This window comes from Mariniflexile aquimaris (assembly GCF_042676825.1).
GTDB lineage: Bacteria > Bacteroidota > Bacteroidia > Flavobacteriales > Flavobacteriaceae > Mariniflexile > Mariniflexile aquimaris.
The window spans coordinates 500,278-519,424 of the sequence record NZ_JBHTIB010000002.1 but is presented as its reverse complement, the minus strand read 5'-3'; the positions used below and the strand labels follow the sequence as shown (position 1 = coordinate 519,424).

At 37.3% G+C, this 19,147-nt stretch carries 13 protein-coding genes; 5 read left to right on the top strand and 8 right to left on the bottom strand.

The window, feature by feature from the left end; all coding sequences use genetic code 11:
- Positions 1-1,000 precede the first annotated feature (1,000 nt).
- Positions 1,001-3,370, bottom strand: coding sequence for a hypothetical protein (locus ACFQ0I_RS02290; RefSeq protein WP_379938980.1), 2,370 nt, complete (start codon positions 3,368-3,370; stop codon positions 1,001-1,003).
- A gap of 107 nt (positions 3,371-3,477) precedes the next feature.
- Between ACFQ0I_RS02290 and ACFQ0I_RS02285 the strand changes: the two genes are divergently transcribed.
- On the top strand, positions 3,478-3,954 hold the full coding sequence (locus ACFQ0I_RS02285; protein ID WP_379938978.1) for a regulatory protein RecX: 477 nt from the start codon (positions 3,478-3,480) through the stop codon (positions 3,952-3,954).
- Between the two features lie 2,478 nt (positions 3,955-6,432).
- On the opposite strand, the gene ACFQ0I_RS02280 is transcribed toward ACFQ0I_RS02285, so the two are convergent.
- The 3 genes from ACFQ0I_RS02280 to ACFQ0I_RS02270 form a co-directional block, all read right to left on the bottom strand.
- Positions 6,433-6,930 (bottom strand): DUF6646 family protein, encoded by a 498-nt coding sequence (locus ACFQ0I_RS02280; protein WP_379938976.1) that lies wholly within the window; start codon positions 6,928-6,930, stop codon positions 6,433-6,435.
- A gap of 62 nt (positions 6,931-6,992) precedes the next feature.
- Positions 6,993-7,853, bottom strand: coding sequence for a cupin-like domain-containing protein (locus ACFQ0I_RS02275; RefSeq protein ID WP_379938975.1), 861 nt, complete (start codon positions 7,851-7,853; stop codon positions 6,993-6,995).
- Positions 7,854-7,923: 70 nt separating this feature from the next.
- The gene (locus tag ACFQ0I_RS02270; protein WP_379938973.1) at positions 7,924-9,741 is read right to left on the bottom strand and encodes a TonB-dependent receptor plug domain-containing protein; all 1,818 of its coding nucleotides are present in this window, start codon (positions 9,739-9,741) and stop codon (positions 7,924-7,926) included.
- A gap of 79 nt (positions 9,742-9,820) precedes the next feature.
- On the opposite strand from ACFQ0I_RS02270, the gene ACFQ0I_RS02265 reads away from it, so the two are divergent.
- The 3 genes from ACFQ0I_RS02265 to ACFQ0I_RS02255 are packed head-to-tail and all read left to right on the top strand — an operon-like array spanning position 9,821 to position 12,064.
- Positions 9,821-11,314 carry an aminotransferase-like domain-containing protein gene (locus tag ACFQ0I_RS02265; protein ID WP_379938971.1) on the top strand — a complete coding sequence of 498 codons (1,494 nt, stop codon included), beginning with the start codon at positions 9,821-9,823 and terminating at the stop codon, positions 11,312-11,314.
- Positions 11,315-11,359: 45 nt separating this feature from the next.
- A complete protein-coding gene (locus ACFQ0I_RS02260; RefSeq protein ID WP_379938969.1) occupies positions 11,360-11,566 on the top strand; it encodes a helix-turn-helix domain-containing protein in 207 nt (68 codons plus the stop codon).
- A gap of 48 nt (positions 11,567-11,614) precedes the next feature.
- Entirely contained in the window at positions 11,615-12,064 is a 450-nt protein-coding gene (locus ACFQ0I_RS02255) for a DUF3157 family protein (protein WP_379938967.1), read from the top strand.
- 32 nt (positions 12,065-12,096) lie between these two features.
- Here ACFQ0I_RS02255 and dinB read toward each other — a convergent pair whose 3' ends face one another.
- Both dinB and ACFQ0I_RS02245 read right to left on the bottom strand, forming a co-directional pair.
- Entirely contained in the window at positions 12,097-13,314 is a 1,218-nt protein-coding gene (gene dinB / locus ACFQ0I_RS02250) for a DNA polymerase IV (protein WP_379938965.1), read from the bottom strand.
- Entirely contained in the window at positions 13,314-16,286 is a 2,973-nt protein-coding gene (locus ACFQ0I_RS02245; protein WP_379939940.1) for a DNA polymerase III subunit alpha, read from the bottom strand. The genes dinB and ACFQ0I_RS02245 overlap by 1 nt, the downstream gene beginning before the upstream one ends.
- Positions 16,287-16,352: 66 nt before the next feature.
- On the opposite strand from ACFQ0I_RS02245, the gene ACFQ0I_RS02240 reads away from it, so the two are divergent.
- Complete coding sequence (locus ACFQ0I_RS02240; protein ID WP_379938963.1) at positions 16,353-17,135, top strand: XRE family transcriptional regulator; 783 nt, start codon at positions 16,353-16,355, stop codon at positions 17,133-17,135.
- A 53-nt stretch (positions 17,136-17,188) separates the two neighbouring features.
- Here the strand turns inward: ACFQ0I_RS02240 and ACFQ0I_RS02235 are convergent, their stop codons facing one another.
- Together ACFQ0I_RS02235 and atpD are read right to left on the bottom strand one after the other, a co-directional pair.
- Positions 17,189-17,467, bottom strand: a complete 279-nt coding sequence (locus ACFQ0I_RS02235; RefSeq protein WP_379938961.1) for a F0F1 ATP synthase subunit epsilon — start codon at positions 17,465-17,467, stop codon at positions 17,189-17,191.
- An 86-nt stretch (positions 17,468-17,553) separates the two neighbouring features.
- On the bottom strand, positions 17,554-19,062 hold the full coding sequence (gene atpD / locus ACFQ0I_RS02230) for a F0F1 ATP synthase subunit beta (RefSeq protein WP_379938960.1): 1,509 nt from the start codon (positions 19,060-19,062) through the stop codon (positions 17,554-17,556).
- Positions 19,063-19,147 lie beyond the last annotated feature (85 nt).

Genomic DNA, 19,147 nt, shown 5'->3' with positions numbered 1-19,147 from the left:
GCATAACTGAAGCAATCTAACCATATATAAAGTAAACAACAAGCGAACATAATCATTCCTCGCCACAACCTAACTTGATGCGGAGTATTCCCTCCTCGAGGAGGGCAAGGGAGGTGTTTTTAACAATTTCAATTTTTAAACCGTCATTGCGAGGCACGAAGCAATCTGCTTATTGCTACCTAAGAATAAGTAGAATTCAAATTGAATAGATTACGTCGTCGTACCTCCTCGTAATGACGATTCGATTAGAAGGATTACTTCGTCGTGCCTCCTCGTAATGACGAGAATTATTAATGTTTATTTTACCGTCATTGCAAAGGAAGCATGACTGAAGCAACCTCACCACATATAAAGTAAACAACAAGCGAACACCATCATTCTTCACCACAACCTAACTTGATGCGGAGTATTCCCTCCTCGAGGAGGGCAAGGGAGGTGTTTTTAAGCAAATTCAATTTTTGAACCGTCATTGTGCGGCACGAAGCAATCTGCTTATTGTTGTCTAAGAATAAGTAGAAATTAAATTGATGAGACTGCGTCGTCGTACCTTCTCGTAATGACGATTCGATTAGAAAGATTACGTCGTCGTGCCTCCTCGTAAAGACGAGTATTATTAATGTTTATTTTACCGTCATTGCGAAGGAAGCATGACTAAAGCAATCTCATTATATCTAAAGTATACATGAGTCAAATACCATCATTCTTCACCAATACCAAACACGATGCGAAGATTCCCTCCTTGAGGAGGGCTAGGGAGGTGTTATAAAGCAACCTATAAAAAAAACCGTCATTGCAAAGGAAGCATGACTGAAGCAATCTCATTATAATTAAAGTAAGCAACAAGCGAACATAATCATTCCTCACCACAACCTAACTTGATGCGGAGTATTCCCTCCTTGAGAAGGGCTAGGGAGGTGTTATAAAGCAACCCCATAAAAAAAACCGCCACTAATACAAAAAAGTATTTAGTGGCGGCACATATAGTTAGTCGCTTAGTTTATTATTTAAGTACCGCTTTTTTAGTAACAACCGCACCATTAGAAAGCGTTATTTTAGCAATAAACACATTTTGGTTTAAATTAGAAAGCTTATAAGTTTCTTCGTTGCTATTACCTTTAAAGGAATATAAGGTTCTGCCTAACATATCTAAAATAGATACCTGGCTAATGTTTAAATTGTTGCTGGCTTTAAAACTTACGCTGTTATTATCTAGACTTGTTATTTTAACGCTGTTAGCATCTGTAGTAAAACCAGTGTCTGCCAAGGTTTTGTTGGTAAATACAATTTCGAAACGCTTATTAAACTCACCAACCTCGCTGCTAAAGGTATAATCGCTAACCGATAAGTCGTGTACTTTGTTAAGCAAATTATCTCTTAAATACACCGGATTGTTTGTTAAAAAGTCGCCTTGTAACTGCGCGATAGATAAGGTATATAAAGTAGCCACATTGATAGTGGTTTTAAAACCAAGTTGAATGGTTTCATCTTCGTTTATGCTGTTGGCAGCTTTACCTTGGATAGTAAATTTATTGTTGGATTCTTCAATTAGCCAATATAAAGAAGCTGGAACTTCCGACGGAACTTTTGGAGCATCATAAGTTAAGCCATCTAAACCGTTTGTTGCGCCATCAACATATCCCATTAATATTTGACCAAACACACCATTATCTGAGGTTAAATTAAGCCATAATTTATTAGCGTTGGCAAGTGCAGCTGCTTTACTTTTTGCTTCAGTATTTTTAAAAAACAGAGAATTGCTTGTTGTATTAGCCATACGCATATCGTTGGTAAAAGTGACTGTTCCAGTTGCTTTACTTGGGATAAAAAAGCCCTGACCTGTAGGGATATATCTTGTAGGTGTATCTGGTCCACCTCCTTTTGTTCCGGCACTTAAACCAAATGAATATATAGCATAATCATTTAAGTTAAAGTTTAGTTGTTGGTTTCCAGGGTTTGTACTAAGCGGAGGAGATGCTTGAGACCAAAAATAAGCTAGACCTTCTACAATGGTAGAATTGGCTAAATAAAAGGCATGAAAATCTATCGCGCTTGGGTATGGGTTTCCAATAAAATTCCAACTATACAAGGTGTTTAATGGATTGTAAGAGATACCTGTGGTAACATTTCTTGTATTGAATGCCCCCGAAAAGTTTGCTGATCCAGTTGCATTGGGCATATGTAAACGAGCTTCTGTTACTGCATATCCTTTTCCAGCAGCCATAACTTCACTAGCTAAAGCATATTGCCAGTCGTTATTATCATCATCGATATCATCTGGTATTCCATTGGTGGTGCCTACGGTATGTTGGTCTAAATAATTGTTAGCGTTAAACCAAAAACGTCTGTCGCCGTCTACGTCGGGGAACACGGTTCCAATGGTTGTTCCAACAACAGGCGAACTCCAATACGTATAATAATACCATTTTGCTTTTTGCGGTGTTTGTTTTTGTACCGATGCTTTTCCAGAACCTGTTAAAGTAAACGTGCCAACATTGCCTCTTTGTACAAATGCCCCTTGGGTATCTACATAAATTTCGCCAGACACACTAACATCATTTTGTACTTCAACGTATGTGTTATTGGCTACGGTTAATAAACTATTAACAGTTAAACTACAGGCATTAAAACTAGTTTGAGCACCTCCAAAACCTGTGTCGTAGGGTGCATCAATAATTACTGCAGTGCTTGCTGTAGGTGTTCCAGACCATGTACCATTCCATGTTACGGTTGTTGGGCATGCAGGTGCTGCTGTAACTGTTCCACCAATACTTAGGTCATTGCCTGAAGTGTTTCTTAAAGCAAAAGTTCCATTAGCAGCAGTAGCACCCCACCCATATAGTCTAAATGTTATTATTGTTCCTGATAGTACATTTTGTAAAGCTGATATAGCGGATAAATTGATTTGTGTTTGAGGTGTACCATTACCCGCAACTGTATTATATGAAATTATACCACCTATATCAGTAAAAGTTATTCCATTAGTACTATAACGCCATATAAATTTGTCTGGACCAGTGCTTGACCTTCTAAAAGAGGCATCTAGGGTACTTAAGGAAACTTGGTAGCCAGTAGAAGCCGACACTTGAAACTCTAAATAGTCGTTAAATAAAATGGCGTTTGCTTGAGTATTACCGGCAGTATTAAAATCATCAGAAGAAAATGAGTCGCCTAGACCTCTTGGGTCTATTCCAGTCCCTCTACTTAAAATAGAAGGATTTAAATTCGGGGCAAGCGTTGTAGCATTCACAGTTGCTTCATTTCCAAGCTTGGTAGCAAATTCCCAAGCAACAATTTGCCCAAACCCAATATTTACAGCGCAAAAAAGCGCTATAAAAAAGGGCAGCGATTTTATAAGCGTAGTTTTTTTCATAATCTATAGGTTTTATGCGATACCTAGTTTAAGCTTGGTATTGCAGATTTGGTTTTTTATATTTTTTTATAACTAATTACTGTTTCTATTGTTATTTTTGGAAAACTATGCAGCAAACCAAAAAAACATACACCGTACAAGAAGCTACTAAAAAACTAGAGCATTATTGTGCGTACCAAGAACGTTGCCATAAAGAAGTTGTGCAGAAACTTACAAGTATGCACATGATACCTGAAGCCATAGATGTAATAGTTGTACACCTGTTACAGCATAACTTTCTAAACGAAGAACGTTTTGCCAAAACATTTGTAAGTGGTAAGTTCAAAATAAAGGCTTGGGGCCGTGGCCGATTGACTTTTGAATTAAGGCAAAAGGACATTAGCAAAGTTAATATAAATCAGGCGCTTGCTGTAATTTCGGACGAGGAGTATATCGGCGTTTTTAATGATTTAGCCGAAAAAAGGGCAAATTCTATTAAAGAACCCAATAAATACAAGAAAAAAAAGAAGTTTGTAGACTACTTTTTGTACCGCGGATGGGAATCGCATTTGGTGTACGACAAGGCCAATGAGCTTATAAAATAGCCTCTGGTTTAGTGCGTTAGGGGTTGCAGTGAAAATCCTTTTGCCTTTGCAAAAGATTGTAACGGAAAACCCGACCTGCAAGGGAACGCCTAAAAAATTCAGAAATAATAAAACGGAAGTACACCTCCCTTGCCCTCCTCGAGGAGGGAATTGTGTGCTTCATGTTTTTGGGATGTTTTGTAATTTTTAGTTTCGATCATGCGATTAGTTAGAAACAAATATCCCCTTGAGGGGATTATAGGGGTGTGTTTTCAAGAGGAAGCAAAAACAGTTTATTAAAGAAAGTCAATAAAGTTGAACGGGTTGCTAGCGTTATTTACACCTCCCTGGCCCTCCTCGAGGAGGGAATTGTCTGCTTCATGATTTGGGGTGAATTTTAATTTTTAGTTTCAATCATGCGATTAGTTATAAACAAATATCCCCTTGAGGATTATCGAAATGAAAATGTATTTTCGTTGAAGATAGCGAGCGTAGCTCTATAGGGGTGTATTCACAAGAAGAATCAAAAACAGTTTATTAAGAAATTCAATAAAGTTAAACGGGGTTGCTAGCGTATTATACACCTCCCTTGCCCTCCTCGAGGAGGGAATTGTCTGCTTCATATTTTGGGATGATTTTTAATTTTTAGTTTCGATCATGCGAATAATTAGAAACAAATATCCCCTTGAGGATTATCGAAATGAAAATGTATTTTCGTTGAAGATAGCGAGCGTAGCTCTATAGGGGTGTATTCTCAAAAGGAAGCAAAAACAGTTTATTAAAGAAAGTCAATAAAATTAAAAGGGGTTACTTGTTTAAAATACACCTCCCTGGCCCTCCTCGAGGAGGGAATCGTCTGTTTCATGTTTTTGGGATGAATTTTAATTTATAGTTTCAATCATGCGATTAGTTCGTTATAAATATCCCCTTGAGGATTATCGAAATGAAAATGTATTTTCGTTGAAGATAGCGAGCGTAGCTCTATAGGGGTGTATTTTCAGGAGGAAGTAAAAACAGTTAATTAAAGAAAGTCAATAAGTTAAACGAGGTTGCTAGCGTAAAATACACCTCCCTGGCCCTCCTCGAGGAGGGAATCGTCGGCTTCATGTTTTGGGATGATTTTTAATTTTTAGTTTCGATCATGCGAATAATTAGAAACAAATATCCCCTTGAGGATTATCGAAATGAAAATGTATTTTCGTTGAAGATAGCGAGCGTAGCTCTATAGGGGTGTATTCTCAAAAGGAAGTAAAAACAGTTTATTAAAGAAAGTCAATAAGTTAAACGGGGTTGCTAGCGCTATACACCTCCCTAACCCTACTCGAGGAGGGAATTGTCTGCTTCATATTTTGGGGTGAATATTAATTTATAGTTTCAATCATGCGATTAGTTAGAAACAAATATCCCCTTGAGGATTATCGAAATGAAAATGTATTTTCGTTGAAGATAGCGAGCGTAGCTCTATAGGGGTGTATTCTCAAAAGGAAGTAAAAACAGTTTATTAAAGAAAGTCAATAAAGTTAAACGGGTTTACTTGTTTAAAATACACCTCCCTTGCCCTCCTCGAGGAGGGAATTGTCTGCTTCATATTTTGGGGTGAATTTTAATTTTTAGTTTCAATCATGCGATTAGTTAGAAACAAATATCCCCTTGAGGGGATTATAGGGGTGTGTTTTTAAGAGGAATAAAAAAACATTTTAGAAAGCCAATAAAGTTAAACGGGGTTGCTAGCGTTATTTACACCTCCCTGGCCCTCCTCGAGGAGGGAATTGTGTGCTTCATGATTTGGGGTGAGTTTTAATTTTTAGTTTCAATCATGCGATTAGTTAGAAACAAATATCCCCTTGAGGATTATCGAAATGAAAATGTATTTTCGTTGAAGATAGCGAGCGTAGCTCTATAGGGGTGTATTTTCAATAGGAAGTAAAAACAGTTTATTAAAGAAAGTCAATAATTTAAACGGGTTTACTTGTTTAAAATACACCTCCCTTGCCCTCCTCGAGGAGGGAATTGTCTGTTTCATATTTTGGGGTGAGTTTTTAATTTTTAGTTTCAATCATGCGATTAGTTGGAAACAAATATCCCCTTGAGGGGATTATAGGGGTGTATTCACAAGAAGAATCATAAAGAAAGCCAATAAAGTTAAACGGGGTTGCTAGCGTTATTTACACCTCCCTTGCCCTCCTCGAGGAGGGAATCGTCTGGTTCATGTTTTCGGGTGAGTTTTTTATTTTTAGTTTCAATCATGCGATTAGTTAGAAACAAATATCCCCTTGAGGGGATTCTAGGGGTGTGTTTTCATGGGGATTCAAAAACAGTTTATTAAAGAAAGTCAATCAAGTTAAACGGGTTTACTTGTTTAAAATACACCTCCCTAACCCTCCTCGAGGAGGGAATTGTCTGTTTCATGCTTCGGGCTAGGATTAAAACATGCAGCGCAAAAAAAAAAGCGGAAACACCATTAGGTATTTCCGCTTTTAAGGTTATATAATCGTGTTTTTATAAATTGAAAGAAACACCAAGGTTTACAGTAAACTGATTGAATAATTCTTCGCCAGCATCTAAAACATCGGTATTGTATTTTGCTAAAGGCACGTTAAATTCGGTATAAAGACCAAAGCCTTCAGAGAAAAAATAGCGCATTCCTAAATGGCCACCAAAGTTTTTAAGGCTTAAGTTTAAACCTGGATACACATCAAAGTTATCGTCTACGTTGATAACATTTCCAAGATTGGCGCTAAAGCGTGCTTTAACATCTAAACGGTCGGTAGTATCTACTCCAAGGTCTATATCGTTGTTTAGGCCTAAAGCATAGGCTCCAGAGATACCTACAGACATGTTTTCGCCAATACCAAAATCGTAAGTTACATTAATACCTGTGGCATTTTTTTGTAAACTGGTACCTACTTGAAACTTGTTATCGCCATTGCCTTGAAATGCTTGTGCATTTACTAATACTGTGCTTAGCATGGTTACTAAGAATATCAATTTTTTCATTTGATTTGAGTTTTTAATTTATCGCGGTAAAGATATTACAAGTTTTGTAAAAAATGACTTTTTTAGGCGTGTTTATGGGTTCTGATAACGGCTTGACGGTTTTTCCAATCTATCCACTCTTGTCCTTTAAGGCGTCGCATGGCATTATCGAAATGGCGCATAATAAAAAAATTGTACAACGCCTGACCGAAATTTTTAGGATTTCTGGCAATAGCGCGTAAACTCATAGAAAAGCCTGGGGTAATATAACGCATGTAGTGCCAGTAACCTTCGGGCATATACAACACTTCGCCATGATTAAGTTCGGTTTTATAACCGTTAGCGTGTTTTAGCATGGGCCATTTTTCGAAATCTGGGTTTGCAAAATCGATGTCTTCGCGGGTTATTAGCGAGTGCGGTACTTTATACAGGTATTTATTTTGTTTCTGGTCGAACAAAATAATTTGTTTTTTGCCTTCAAAATGAAAATGAAAAATGTTTGCCAAATCCAGATCGTAATGCATAAAGGTGTAAGAATCGCGTCCGCCAAAAAACAGCATTGGGATGCCTTTCATGAGGCGTAAACCGAAATCGGGAAACTTAAAATCGTTTTGTAGCTGCGGAATTTCTTTTATGGCATTCCATAAAAAAATACGGTATCTGGTAGGTTCGCGTTTTAATAAATCTACATAATCGGCCAGTTTCATTTTGGCATGTGGTTCGTTAAAACCATCTTTATAATCTACCGGTCTGTCGTCGTAAAGTGGTACGGTTAAATCGCCGCCTACAGTTTTCATGTACTCTAAATTCCATTTTGTGTAGGCGGGCCAATCTTCAATAAACTTCTCAATAACCACTGGTTTTTGAGGTTTAAAATAGTGTTTTAAAAAGTCCTCTTTACTTATAGTTTTTACACGAGGAATGTCTTGCAGATTCAACATCAACGGTTAAAAATTTAGCGTGTTTTTAATACACAAATGTAACTAAATTTTAGTTTAGAGTTGATGCTATTACTTAGTTAAAATTATAGCGCAACCCGAATAGCACATTGCTTTTTGGCATAGGCACTAAATTGGTTTCGGTATATTCTGCACTAAAAATATTGTTGGCGGTAGCTGTAAATTCAAATTGGCTTACACTAACAATAACCGAGGCATCCCAAACATTGTAGCTTTCGCCATTGGTTCTTTCGGCGTATTTGTAAACAATGTTCTGGCGGATGTTCTTAAATAACTGCGTACTAAAACGACTGGTTACTTGCTGTTTTAACGAATTAATAGCGTAACGCGAAAAGTTTACGTTAAGGCTTTTTACTTCGTCTTCTAAAAACGTGTACCCTAATGCTAATTGCTGATTGAAGCCATTAATTTTAAACCCGTAGCTGCTGTTAAACTCAACGCCTTTAGTATTTAAATCTCTAATGTTGGTGGCTTGCCATTTATCTGCTTCGTTTGCTTTTACAAAGTCGATAAGTTTGCTGGCATCTCTGTTAAAAACAGCTAATGTTGTAGTGAATTTTGGTGAAAAGTATTTAATACCTACTTCTTGCGAAAAGGCTTCTTCTGGATCTAAATTAGGATCGCCAGCAGTAGATGGGTCGTTATAATACAAATCAGTATAGGTTGGTATTCTGTAGGTATACCCCATATTTCCGTAGGCTTTTAAATTGTCGGTTAAACGGTAGCCTATATCAATACCCGGAAAGGCATGAAATTTAAAATCTGAAAAATAAGTAACAGCAACTCCTGGTGTAATATCCAGTTTGTTATCGGCCAGTTTAAATAAGTGTTCTAAAAACAGGTTGGTCATAAAACGGTTGCGATCGCCTAAATTATTACTACGCATGTAAATTTTAGAGATATCGACACCAAAACCGGTAACACCAAGGCTTGAGTTGTACGACGCATTTACTTCGGCACCCATTTTATCGGTAATATGAAGGTTTCTGTAAGCTGGCGGATTGTTACGAATGTACAAGTACATATCCTGGTTGCGTTTCCAATATACACGTGGTTTAATGCTTAGTTTTTCGGTGGCGAATTGGGTTGAGAAACTAATTAAACTGTTTTGAGTTTCTTCGTATTGGTTAACGGCCGAAGGGTTTGCGTAAAAACCATTGGCACCAAATTTACGTTCAGAAAACGAGCTAATCATTTCAATAGGTTTTGCTTTTTTATTGAAGGTGCTTTTTACAAAGTAATTCTGATTATCGTAATCGGTGTTATAGCGATAGCCTTCTGAAGTGTTTCGGCTAGCGTGGATAATGTGTGATGAATTTTCTAAATCTGCACCCACAGTAACCGACGCGTTTAATTGATGAAACGATCCTGCTTCTAAATTGGCAGAAACGGCATCGTCTGTATTTTTTTTAGTAACAATATTGATGGCTCCGGTAAACGCATTTTGACCAAAAACACGTGCTGCAGGACCTTTAATAATTTCAATACGCTCAATAACTTCCAGCGGTAAAGCGGCATTCATGGTGTGATGTCCGGTTTGTGCATCGTCCATTTTTATACCATCAATAAGTACCAAAGTTTGGTCGAAACTACCACCACGAATGTATAAATCGGCTTGCATTCCGGCAGTTCCGCGTCGGCGAATATCTACACCAGCTTCTTGTTGTAACAATTCTACAAGATTGGTGGCTGCACTATTTTTAATTTCTACAGCCGATATAATGGAAATGGTTCTTGAATTTTCCGGGAACGGTAAATTAATACGTGTTGAAGAGATAATAACTTCACTAAGAGCAGTTGTATCTTGTAGTTTATTTTGGGCATTTACTGCTAGAGAAAAAACTAATACGGCGAATAAAATTATATGTTTCATAAATAATAAATGGATTCGTTTTTTAAAGTTGCAAAATTCGTAACTTTCTGGACGAGTAAAATAGTCCAGTTTTAAAATAATGAATAGTCCGGTTAGTATCTTATTAAAGCAGTTAATTCATTTTGAACGAACAGGTTCTACGGCTGTTTATATTCAGGTGGCACATCAAATTATTAATGCCATACAGCGAAGTTATTTAACAGAAGGCACCGCGTTACCGGGAACACGCAGTTTTAGTGAGTTGTTAAACATTCATAGAAATACGGCGGTTGCTATTTACGATGAACTGGCGTCGCAAGGGTGGGTTGAAATTATTCCCAATAAAGGCACGTATGTATTGGTGCCCGAACAAAAAACGGCGACTATTAAAGCCACATCATATCGCATAGACCAGGTATACGACTATTCTAAAACCACAGGATTTCCCTTTCAGCCATCCTTTCATTTAGCTTCAACTAATGAAATAACTCAAAAAAAATACATTATTAATGATGGGCAGCCCGATTTACGCTTGCATCCTACACACCAGTTTTCGAGGTGGTATAGTGCTTCTATGAAGCGTAAAACCTTGGTTTCAAAATGGAATCAAACAGGGGTGTCATCGCATTCGGCATTCGAAATACAATTATCTAACTACTTAAATGCCACACGGGGGTTCCATATTAAACCACATAATTTAATGAGTACCCGAAGTACAGAAATGAGTCTGTACATTGTATCGCAAATTTTGTTACGTCCAAACGATGTGGTTCTTGTTGGAAATTTAAGCAACTACGCCGCGAATATGGCGTTTCAGCAGGTAGGTGCGGTTATTAAAACCATTCCAATAGACGAGCATGGCATAGATGTAGACTATATTAAAAGGCATTTTACAAAGCATACCATTCGTTGTGTGTATGTTTGTGCGCACAGACATTACCCAACTACTAAAACCCTGAGTGCAGAGCGTCGTTTAAAATTGATGCAGCTTGCAAAAGACTATCAGTTTGCAATTATTGAAGACGATTACGATTACGATTTTCAATTCGATGGGTCTGCCATGTTGCCTATGGCGACGTCTGATGCGCATGGCATGATTATTTATTTAGGAAAACTGGGGCAATCGTTATTTCCTAGCTTTCAAACGGGCTTTGTTGTGGCGCCAAAAAATTTAATTTCGGAAGCGAAAAACTATTTACAAATTCTCGATAGGCAAGGCGATTTAATTCAGGAGCAAATGCTATCGGAACTTATTTATGAAGGGGAGATGCATCGACTCATTAAAAAGAACATCCTCATTTATAAAGAGCGCCGCGATTATTTGTGTAAATGCTTAACAGACCATTTTAAAGACACTGTAATCTGGGAAAAACCTCCGGGCGGTTTAGCCTTGTGGTTACGCTTCGAGCCCAAAATAGCCTTGGTGAAGTTAGCAGAACAAGCTGAGGCAAACGATTTGTTTCTGCCTAAAACAATTCTGTATCAGGATAAAAACATGTGTTGTATTCGTTTTGGATTCGGACATTTAAATGAAGAAGAGATAGAAAGTGTGGTGAAGAAATTGAAATTGGCGTACGATTTAGTGTTGGAATAAAGAAGGTTTGCTATTAAAATAAGAATACGAATTAACCATATAAGTATGTCTATAATCGTAAACTTAGATGTAATGCTCGCTAAGCGTGACATGAAAAGTAAAGAATTGGCTGAAATTATTGGCATTACCGAAGCCAATTTATCGATATTAAAATCAGGTAAAGCCAAGGCGATTCGGTTTTCAACTTTAGAAGCTATTTGTAAAGCCTTAGACTGTCAACCAGCGGATATTTTAGAATTTGTTGAAGATTAGTTTGCACGGAAAAGTGTATTTTTGGAATTAGATAAAACCTTGTTTACTATGAAAAAGTCATTATTAATTCTGTTGTTTTTTGTGTCCTTTATGAGTTTCGCGCAAAATATTCATGTTTTAAAAACGAATGACGGCAGACGCGTTTTGTTAAAAGAAGACCATTCTTGGGAATATATTGATAGCGATAAAACCTTAGTGGATTCTACAAAAATTGACCTTGCAGTGTTAAAGGAAAAAGACAAATGCATCGTTGAAAAAGATTATAAAGAGCCAGCATTAAATAATAAAATACAATCGCAGTTAAAAAAAGGGCGCGCAACGATTAGCGACATAAAGCGGAAGGTTGCTAAAGACCATGAATGTACCGAAGAACAAGTGTTGCTTTTATCGTTTTCAGAGAAAAAGGCATCAGGAATCTATCATTTTTGTGCGAATGGCACTAAGGTATCTTATAAGCGCAATGGATTTACAATTATTAAAAGCGGCAAGTTTTTCTAAATCAGCCCGTTTAAAACCATTGCCAAATTAATTTACTGCCGTCTGTTTGCTAAAAGTGGTGGTGGTTCGCCTGTAAACGGATTCCATCTGCTAATACTTTTTGCTTCCATACCAGCTGCATTCATTACAGCTCTGTCGCCAAAGCGTTCCCGCATTTTATCGATGGCTGTACTTAAGTTTAAATAACGCTCGTTATCATCAAACAAATTAATCTGATGGCCACCTTCTACTAAATGGCTAAATTTCACCCCAATAAGTCTTACCAACAACCGCCTGTTGTAAAGTTTTTTAAAGAGGTCTAAAACCACCGGAATAATATTATGGTCCATAGCGCTATACGGAATGCTTTGTTGTTGGGTGTAGGTTTGAAAATCGGAATATCTGATTTTAAAAATAATACAGGCGGTTAACTTGTTGCCGCGGCGTAACTGGTACGCTAAATTTTCTGCCATCGCAATAATGATGCCTTTAAGTTTTACAACATCGGTAGTGTCTTTATTAAATGTGCGTTCGGTTGAGATGGATTTGCGTTCGTGGTATTGCATTACAGGACTGTTGTCTATACCATTCGCTTTTTTCCAGATACTTAAACCGTTTTTTCCAAGAACGCGGTGCATGAGTTCCATGGGCATTTCTTGTACGGTTTGAATGCGTTTTACACCCAAATCGCATAAGGATTTATAAGTAACTTCGCCAACCATCGGGATTTTACGAACTGATAGCGGTGCTAAAAATGGTTTTTCGGTGCCCGATACAATGCGAATTTCATTATTAGGTTTCGCTTCACCAGTCGCAATTTTTGAAACCGTTTTATTAATTGACAAACCAAACGAAATGGGTAATCCGGTTTCTTTGATGATGCGTTGGCGCAATTCTGAAGCTAGTTTATGGCAGCCAAAAAACTTGTCCATTCCCGTAAGGTCGATGTAAAACTCGTCGATAGATGATTTTTCGTAAACAGGCACACTTTCTTTAATAACATCGGTAACATCTTTTGAAAAATTGGTGTAAACACCCGAATTACCACGTAGCACAATCGCTTCCGGACACAGCATTTTTGCCATACGCATGGGCATTGCAGAATGCACACCAAACTTACGGGCTTCGTAGCTGCAGGACGCCACCACGCCTCTGTCGGACGTACCGCCAATAAGCACGGGTTTGCCAATTAACCGATTATCGAGCAGGCGTTCGCAAGACACAAAAAACGTATCTAAATCCATATGAACAATAGAGCGATTATCTAACATTATACAGCAATGGTTTTAGGAGTATCAGCATATCTCGGGTCTTCAATAACGGCAAGTTTGTACATGGAAACCACTTCAATATTGATGCAATCAAATTCTTCTAACACTTTACCTGTTATGGCATACACACCGCGGCCTCTAAAAGGGAATTTACTGGCTACGGGTGGAAAATGAACGGTATCTATAAAATAGCCTTCGCGGTCTATAAAGGTCCCGAAATGCATCATTTGCTGGTTTTTTGTTACCGTGTTTTTGGTGGTAATCAAGTAACCTTCAATACTCACAATTTTGCCCACATAGTCTGGAAGTTGGGTTGCTTTTAGTGGGTGTTTTGACGGGTTTTGCAATAATTCAAACGGATTGCAAAGCGGAAAATCGAGTAATTCAATGTCATCAAAGGCGTTCTCTAAAAAAGTACTGGGCAGTTTGGGTGTTTTATAATTAATTCTTTCGGTTTTAAACAAGGTGATGATATGCTCTTCAAAAGAGACTTTATTAATTTTTAAATGCGCTTCCCACAGTAATTCCCGTTTATTAACGGCTGTAAACCGAAACGCATTTGCTTTTATTAAAATAGATAGTTGTTCTATGGAAATAGGCACGCGGTCTATAAAATTGTCTAAACTTTTAAAAATGCCATGGTTTTGGCGCTCTATAAGTAGTTTTTTAACCGTTTTTGCTTCTAAAGCATTCAGAAACATAAAACCCAAATAAATGGTGGTTCCTTTTATATAGGCTTCATTAAAACTGGTATTTATACAAGGTGCTTCTATAGTCGCTCCATGCATTCTGGCTTCGTGCACATAGAGTTCGGTGCGGTAAAATCCGCCAAAATTATTAATGGTAGCCACCATGTATTCCAAAGGGTAATAGGTCTTTAAAAATAGACTTTGATAACTTTCAACCGCATACGATGCCGAATGTCCTTTGGCAAAGGCATAACCAGCAAAACTTTCTATTTGCCGCCACACATCTTCGGTTAAAGCTTCAGGTTCTCCTTTTTGTTTGCAATTGTCGAAAAAGAGTTGCTTTACCTGCAAAAATTCTTCACGCGAGCGAAACTTCCCCGACATGCCTCGGCGTAATTTATCGGCTTCCGCCAGAGATAAACCACCAAAATAATGCGCCACTTTAATAACATCTTCTTGATACACCATAACGCCATAGGTTTCGGGCATGATGCTTAGTAACACGGGATGCGCATCTTTTCGGCGTTCGGGAAAACGATAACGCAGAATATATTCGCGCATCATCCCCGATTTTGCAACCCCAGGACGAATGATAGAACTGGCAGCAACCAAGCCCAAATAATTATCAACCTGTAGTTTTTTAAGCAGCATACGCATAGCGGGAGATTCTACATAAAAACAACCAATGGCTTGTGCATTTCTCAGGATGTGTTTTATGTTTTCATCTTGCTTAAATCGCTTGATATCATGAATATCGATAGGCTCTTTTTCGGGGTGATTATACTTTACGATTTCCACGGCATCTTTAATTTTTCCGAGTCCACGCTGACTTAAAATATCGAATTTATAGAGTCCGATGTCTTCGGCAACAACCATATCAAATTGCGTGGTTGGAAAGTTTTTTGGAGGCAAAAACGTAGCCGTATAATAATGAATGGGTTTTTCTGAAATGATAATACCACTGGAATGAATGCCCAAATAGTTTGGAAACCCTTGAATGTATTTGCTGTATTTAATAACCAGTTGCGATAGGTTGTCGAGCTGATTTATTTGATATTTTCCTCTGGTAAGCATATCCATTTCTGCTTTAGGTAAGCCAAAAACTTTGCCTAATTCCCGTACCGAAGCCTTAAATTTAAAGGTGTTGTAAACGGTTAAAAGCGCTGTGTTTTTAAAAGTTTTAAAAATGAATTCGGTAATATCATCACGATCGGTCCATGAAAAATCAATATCGAAATCTGGCGGATTTTTACGGTACAGATTAATAAACCGTTCAAAATAAAGGTCTAATTCAATAGGGTCTACATCTGTAATGCGCAATAAATAGGCAACAATACTATTGGCGCCACTACCCCTGCCTACATAAAAATAATTTTTGCTGCGGGCATATTCTATAATGCGCCAGTTAATAAGAAAGTAGGATACAAAGCCCTTTTCTTTAATGATGGCCAGCTCTTTTTCTATGCGGTTGTAAATAACCTCGTCGGGATTTTCGTAGCGATAACTTAAGCCTTTATAAGTTAGTTTTTTTAATAAGTCGTAGTCTTCTGTTTCGCTATTGGTATACGATTTTTGATTGTTTGGTATTTCTTGCGAAAAATCGAAGGCTATTTGGCAATCGTTTAAAATAGATTTAGTGTTTTCTAAAAGTTCAGGGAACTCCTGATAGGTTTCACACAACTCGTTATAAGGCAACATGACATCGGTTTCTTTGCCTTGTTCGGTTTTGGGGAGCTTACTTAGCAAGGTGTTATTGTCGATGGCGCGTAATAAGCGGTGGGTATTAAAACCTTTTTTGTTTTCAAAAGAAACGGTTTGCAGTACCACCAATTTACTTCTAAAATGGTTCCATTTAGAAAATTTAAGTTTGTTGAGGTCTTGCGGTTTTATGCCTAAAAATTCGTTGTCTTTAAGTGCATCATCAGGTTGGTTTTTATACGGATAAATCACAAAAGTATCTTCTAGCTGAGGCGCTTTTTCAGGAATCTTTAAATGGCTGTCATGTAAAAAGGTGGAGAGATACTGGTTGATGTTTTGAAACCCGTTATTATTTTTGGCGAGTAAAATGAATTGTTGCTGCGCGCCATTTCTAAAATCGACTCCCAAGACTGGTTTTATATCATAGTTTTCAGAAAGTCGCACAAAATCTAAACATGCCGAGGTGTTATTAATATCAGTTAACGCCAATGTTTGAATGCCGTTTTTTGAGGTAATGGCAAGCAGTTGTTCTGGCTTTATAGTGCCATAGCGTAAACTATAATATGTGTGACAATTTAAATACATAGGATTAACAAAATTAGCTACTATATGTAGTTTTTGTTGCTTATATTTGTAGTAAATAATGTTAAAATGAAACATATCCAAACAAACATTAAGCATTTGCGCACCTTGAAACAGTTTTCTCAGGAGCGTTTTGCTGAAGAATTAAGTTGGACGCGTTCTATGGTGGGATCGTATGAAGAAGGGCGTTCTGAACCGCCTATAGACCGATTAATAGAACTGTCTAACTACTTTAATATTCCGATAGATATTTTGGTGAAGAACGATTTGCGATTGGCAAACGATACGTCGTTTATTGAAGTAGGGAATAAGCGCGTGTTGTTTCCTATTACGGTGAATGAAGCCAACGAAGATTTAATAGAAATTATCCCTGTAAAAGCGACTGCGGGCTACCTTCAAGGGTATTCAGATCCTGAGTATATTGAGCAATTACAAAAAATTAAATTGCCATTTTTACCTACCGGAACGCACAGAGCATTTCCTATAAGTGGCGATTCTATGCTTCCTGTAAAAGATGGCTCGTTTGTAGTAGCTAAGTTTGTGGACGATATTAAAGATGTGAAGAATGGCAGAACTTATATCGTTTTAACCAAAGAAGACGGATTAGTTTACAAACGTGTGTATAATAAAATAGAAGAAAAAAACTGTTTAGAATTACATTCAGATAATAAATTTTATAACCCTTACGATGTTAATATCGATGCGATTATTGAGCTATGGGAGTTTACCTGTTGTATTAATACGCAAGAGTATAGCGAAAACGAACTGAAGTTAAGCAGTATTGTAACCATGTTTCAGCAGCTTAATGTAGAATTAAAATCTATTAAAGGGCTCGAAAACAATGGGGTTTAAATAAAAAACGCGAAGCATTTGCTTCGCGTTTTTAATATATTGTAAAATTAAATTTAATCTGCTAAAACAATAATTTTATTGTCTTTCATTTCAAGCGTTCCAGAATTAATTTTTAATAAGGTGGTATTTTTGTCACCTTTCGTAAATTTATCTTGAACCTCTTCGTTCAATTCTATATTCCCTGAAATTTTTATAAAACCTTCTTTTAATAACGCAACAATAGGGGCGTGATTATTTAACATCTCAAAACCTCCATTAACACCAGGAACATTAACACTGGTTACTTCTCCGCTAAATAAGGTTGCTTCAGGTGATACAATTTCTAAGTACATATGTTTCAATTAAGAATTTGGAATTAAGAATTCAGAATTAAATTAGGAAAGCATCCATAATTCTACATTCATAATTCATAATTTGTTTAGGCTTCAGAAAGCATTTTTTCTCCAGCTTCAATAGCTTCTTCAATGGTACCTTTAAGGTTAAATGCTGCTTCTGGTAAGCGATCTAATTCGCCATCCATAATCATATTAAATCCTTTAATAGTCTCTTTAATATCAACTAATACACCAGGAATACCAGTAAACTGCTCAGCTACGTGGAAAGGTTGTGATAAGAAACGTTGAACACGTCTAGCACGTCCTACCGCTAATTTATCTTCTTCCGATAATTCTTCCATACCAAGAATAGCAATAATATCTTGTAATTCTTTGTAACGTTGCAATAATTGTTTTACACGTTGTGCACAATCGTAATGCTCTTTTCCTAAAATATCAGCAGTTAAAATTCTAGACGTAGAATCTAACGGGTCTACCGCAGGATAAATACCTAGCTCAGCAATTTTACGAGATAATACCGTAGTAGCATCTAAGTGGGCAAACGTTGTTGCAGGCGCAGGGTCTGTTAAGTCATCCGCAGGTACGTAAACCGCTTGTACAGATGTGATAGAACCTCTTTTTGTTGAAGTAATACGCTCTTGCATCGCACCCATCTCTGTTGCTAAGGTTGGTTGGTAACCTACCGCAGAAGGCATACGACCTAATAATGCAGATACCTCTGAACCAGCTTGTGTAAAACGGAAAATGTTATCTACGAAGAAAAGTACATCTTTCCCTTGTCCTTCACCAGCACCATCACGGAAATATTCAGCAATCGTTAAACCAGATAAGGCCACACGTGCACGTGCTCCAGGTGGCTCATTCATTTGTCCGAATACGAAAGTCGCTTTCGATTCTTTCATTTTAGCTTTATCAACTTTAGATAAATCCCATCCGCCTTCTTCCATAGAATGCATAAAATCATCACCATAACGGATAATTCCAGACTCTAACATCTCTCTTAAAAGGTCATTTCCTTCACGAGTTCTTTCACCTACACCAGCAAATACTGATAAACCACCGTGACCTTTTGCTATATTGTTAATCAACTCCTGAATTAATACTGTTTTACCTACTCCAGCACCACCAAATAATCCAATTTTACCACCTTTTGCATAAGGCTCAATAAGGTCGATTACTTTAATACCTGTAAATAAAACTTCGGTAGAAGTTGATAAATCTTCGAATTTAGGAGCTTGACGGTGAATTGGTAACCCAGCATTTCCAGCTTTAGGTAAATCTCCAAGACCATCAATAGCATCACCAATCACATTAAATAAACGTCCGTAAACATCATCGCCAATTGGCATTTGAATAGGAGCCCCAGTAGCTGTAACTACAGTGCCTCTACTTAAACCATCTGAAGAATCCATAGCAATAGTACGCACAGAATTTTCACCAATGTGAGATTGTACTTCTAATACTAATAAAGAACCATCAGGTCTTTTAATTTCTAATGAATCGTAAATTCTTGGAAGCTCTGCCCCAGCTTCGAATTGAACATCGATAACCGGACCTACTATTTGTGCAACTTTACCTGTAACTTTAGACATTACTTATATGTTTAATATTATGCGACTTAAATATGTGAAAACAAATTTAGTTTTCGCGTGCAAAGATATATTTTTTAATTTAAAA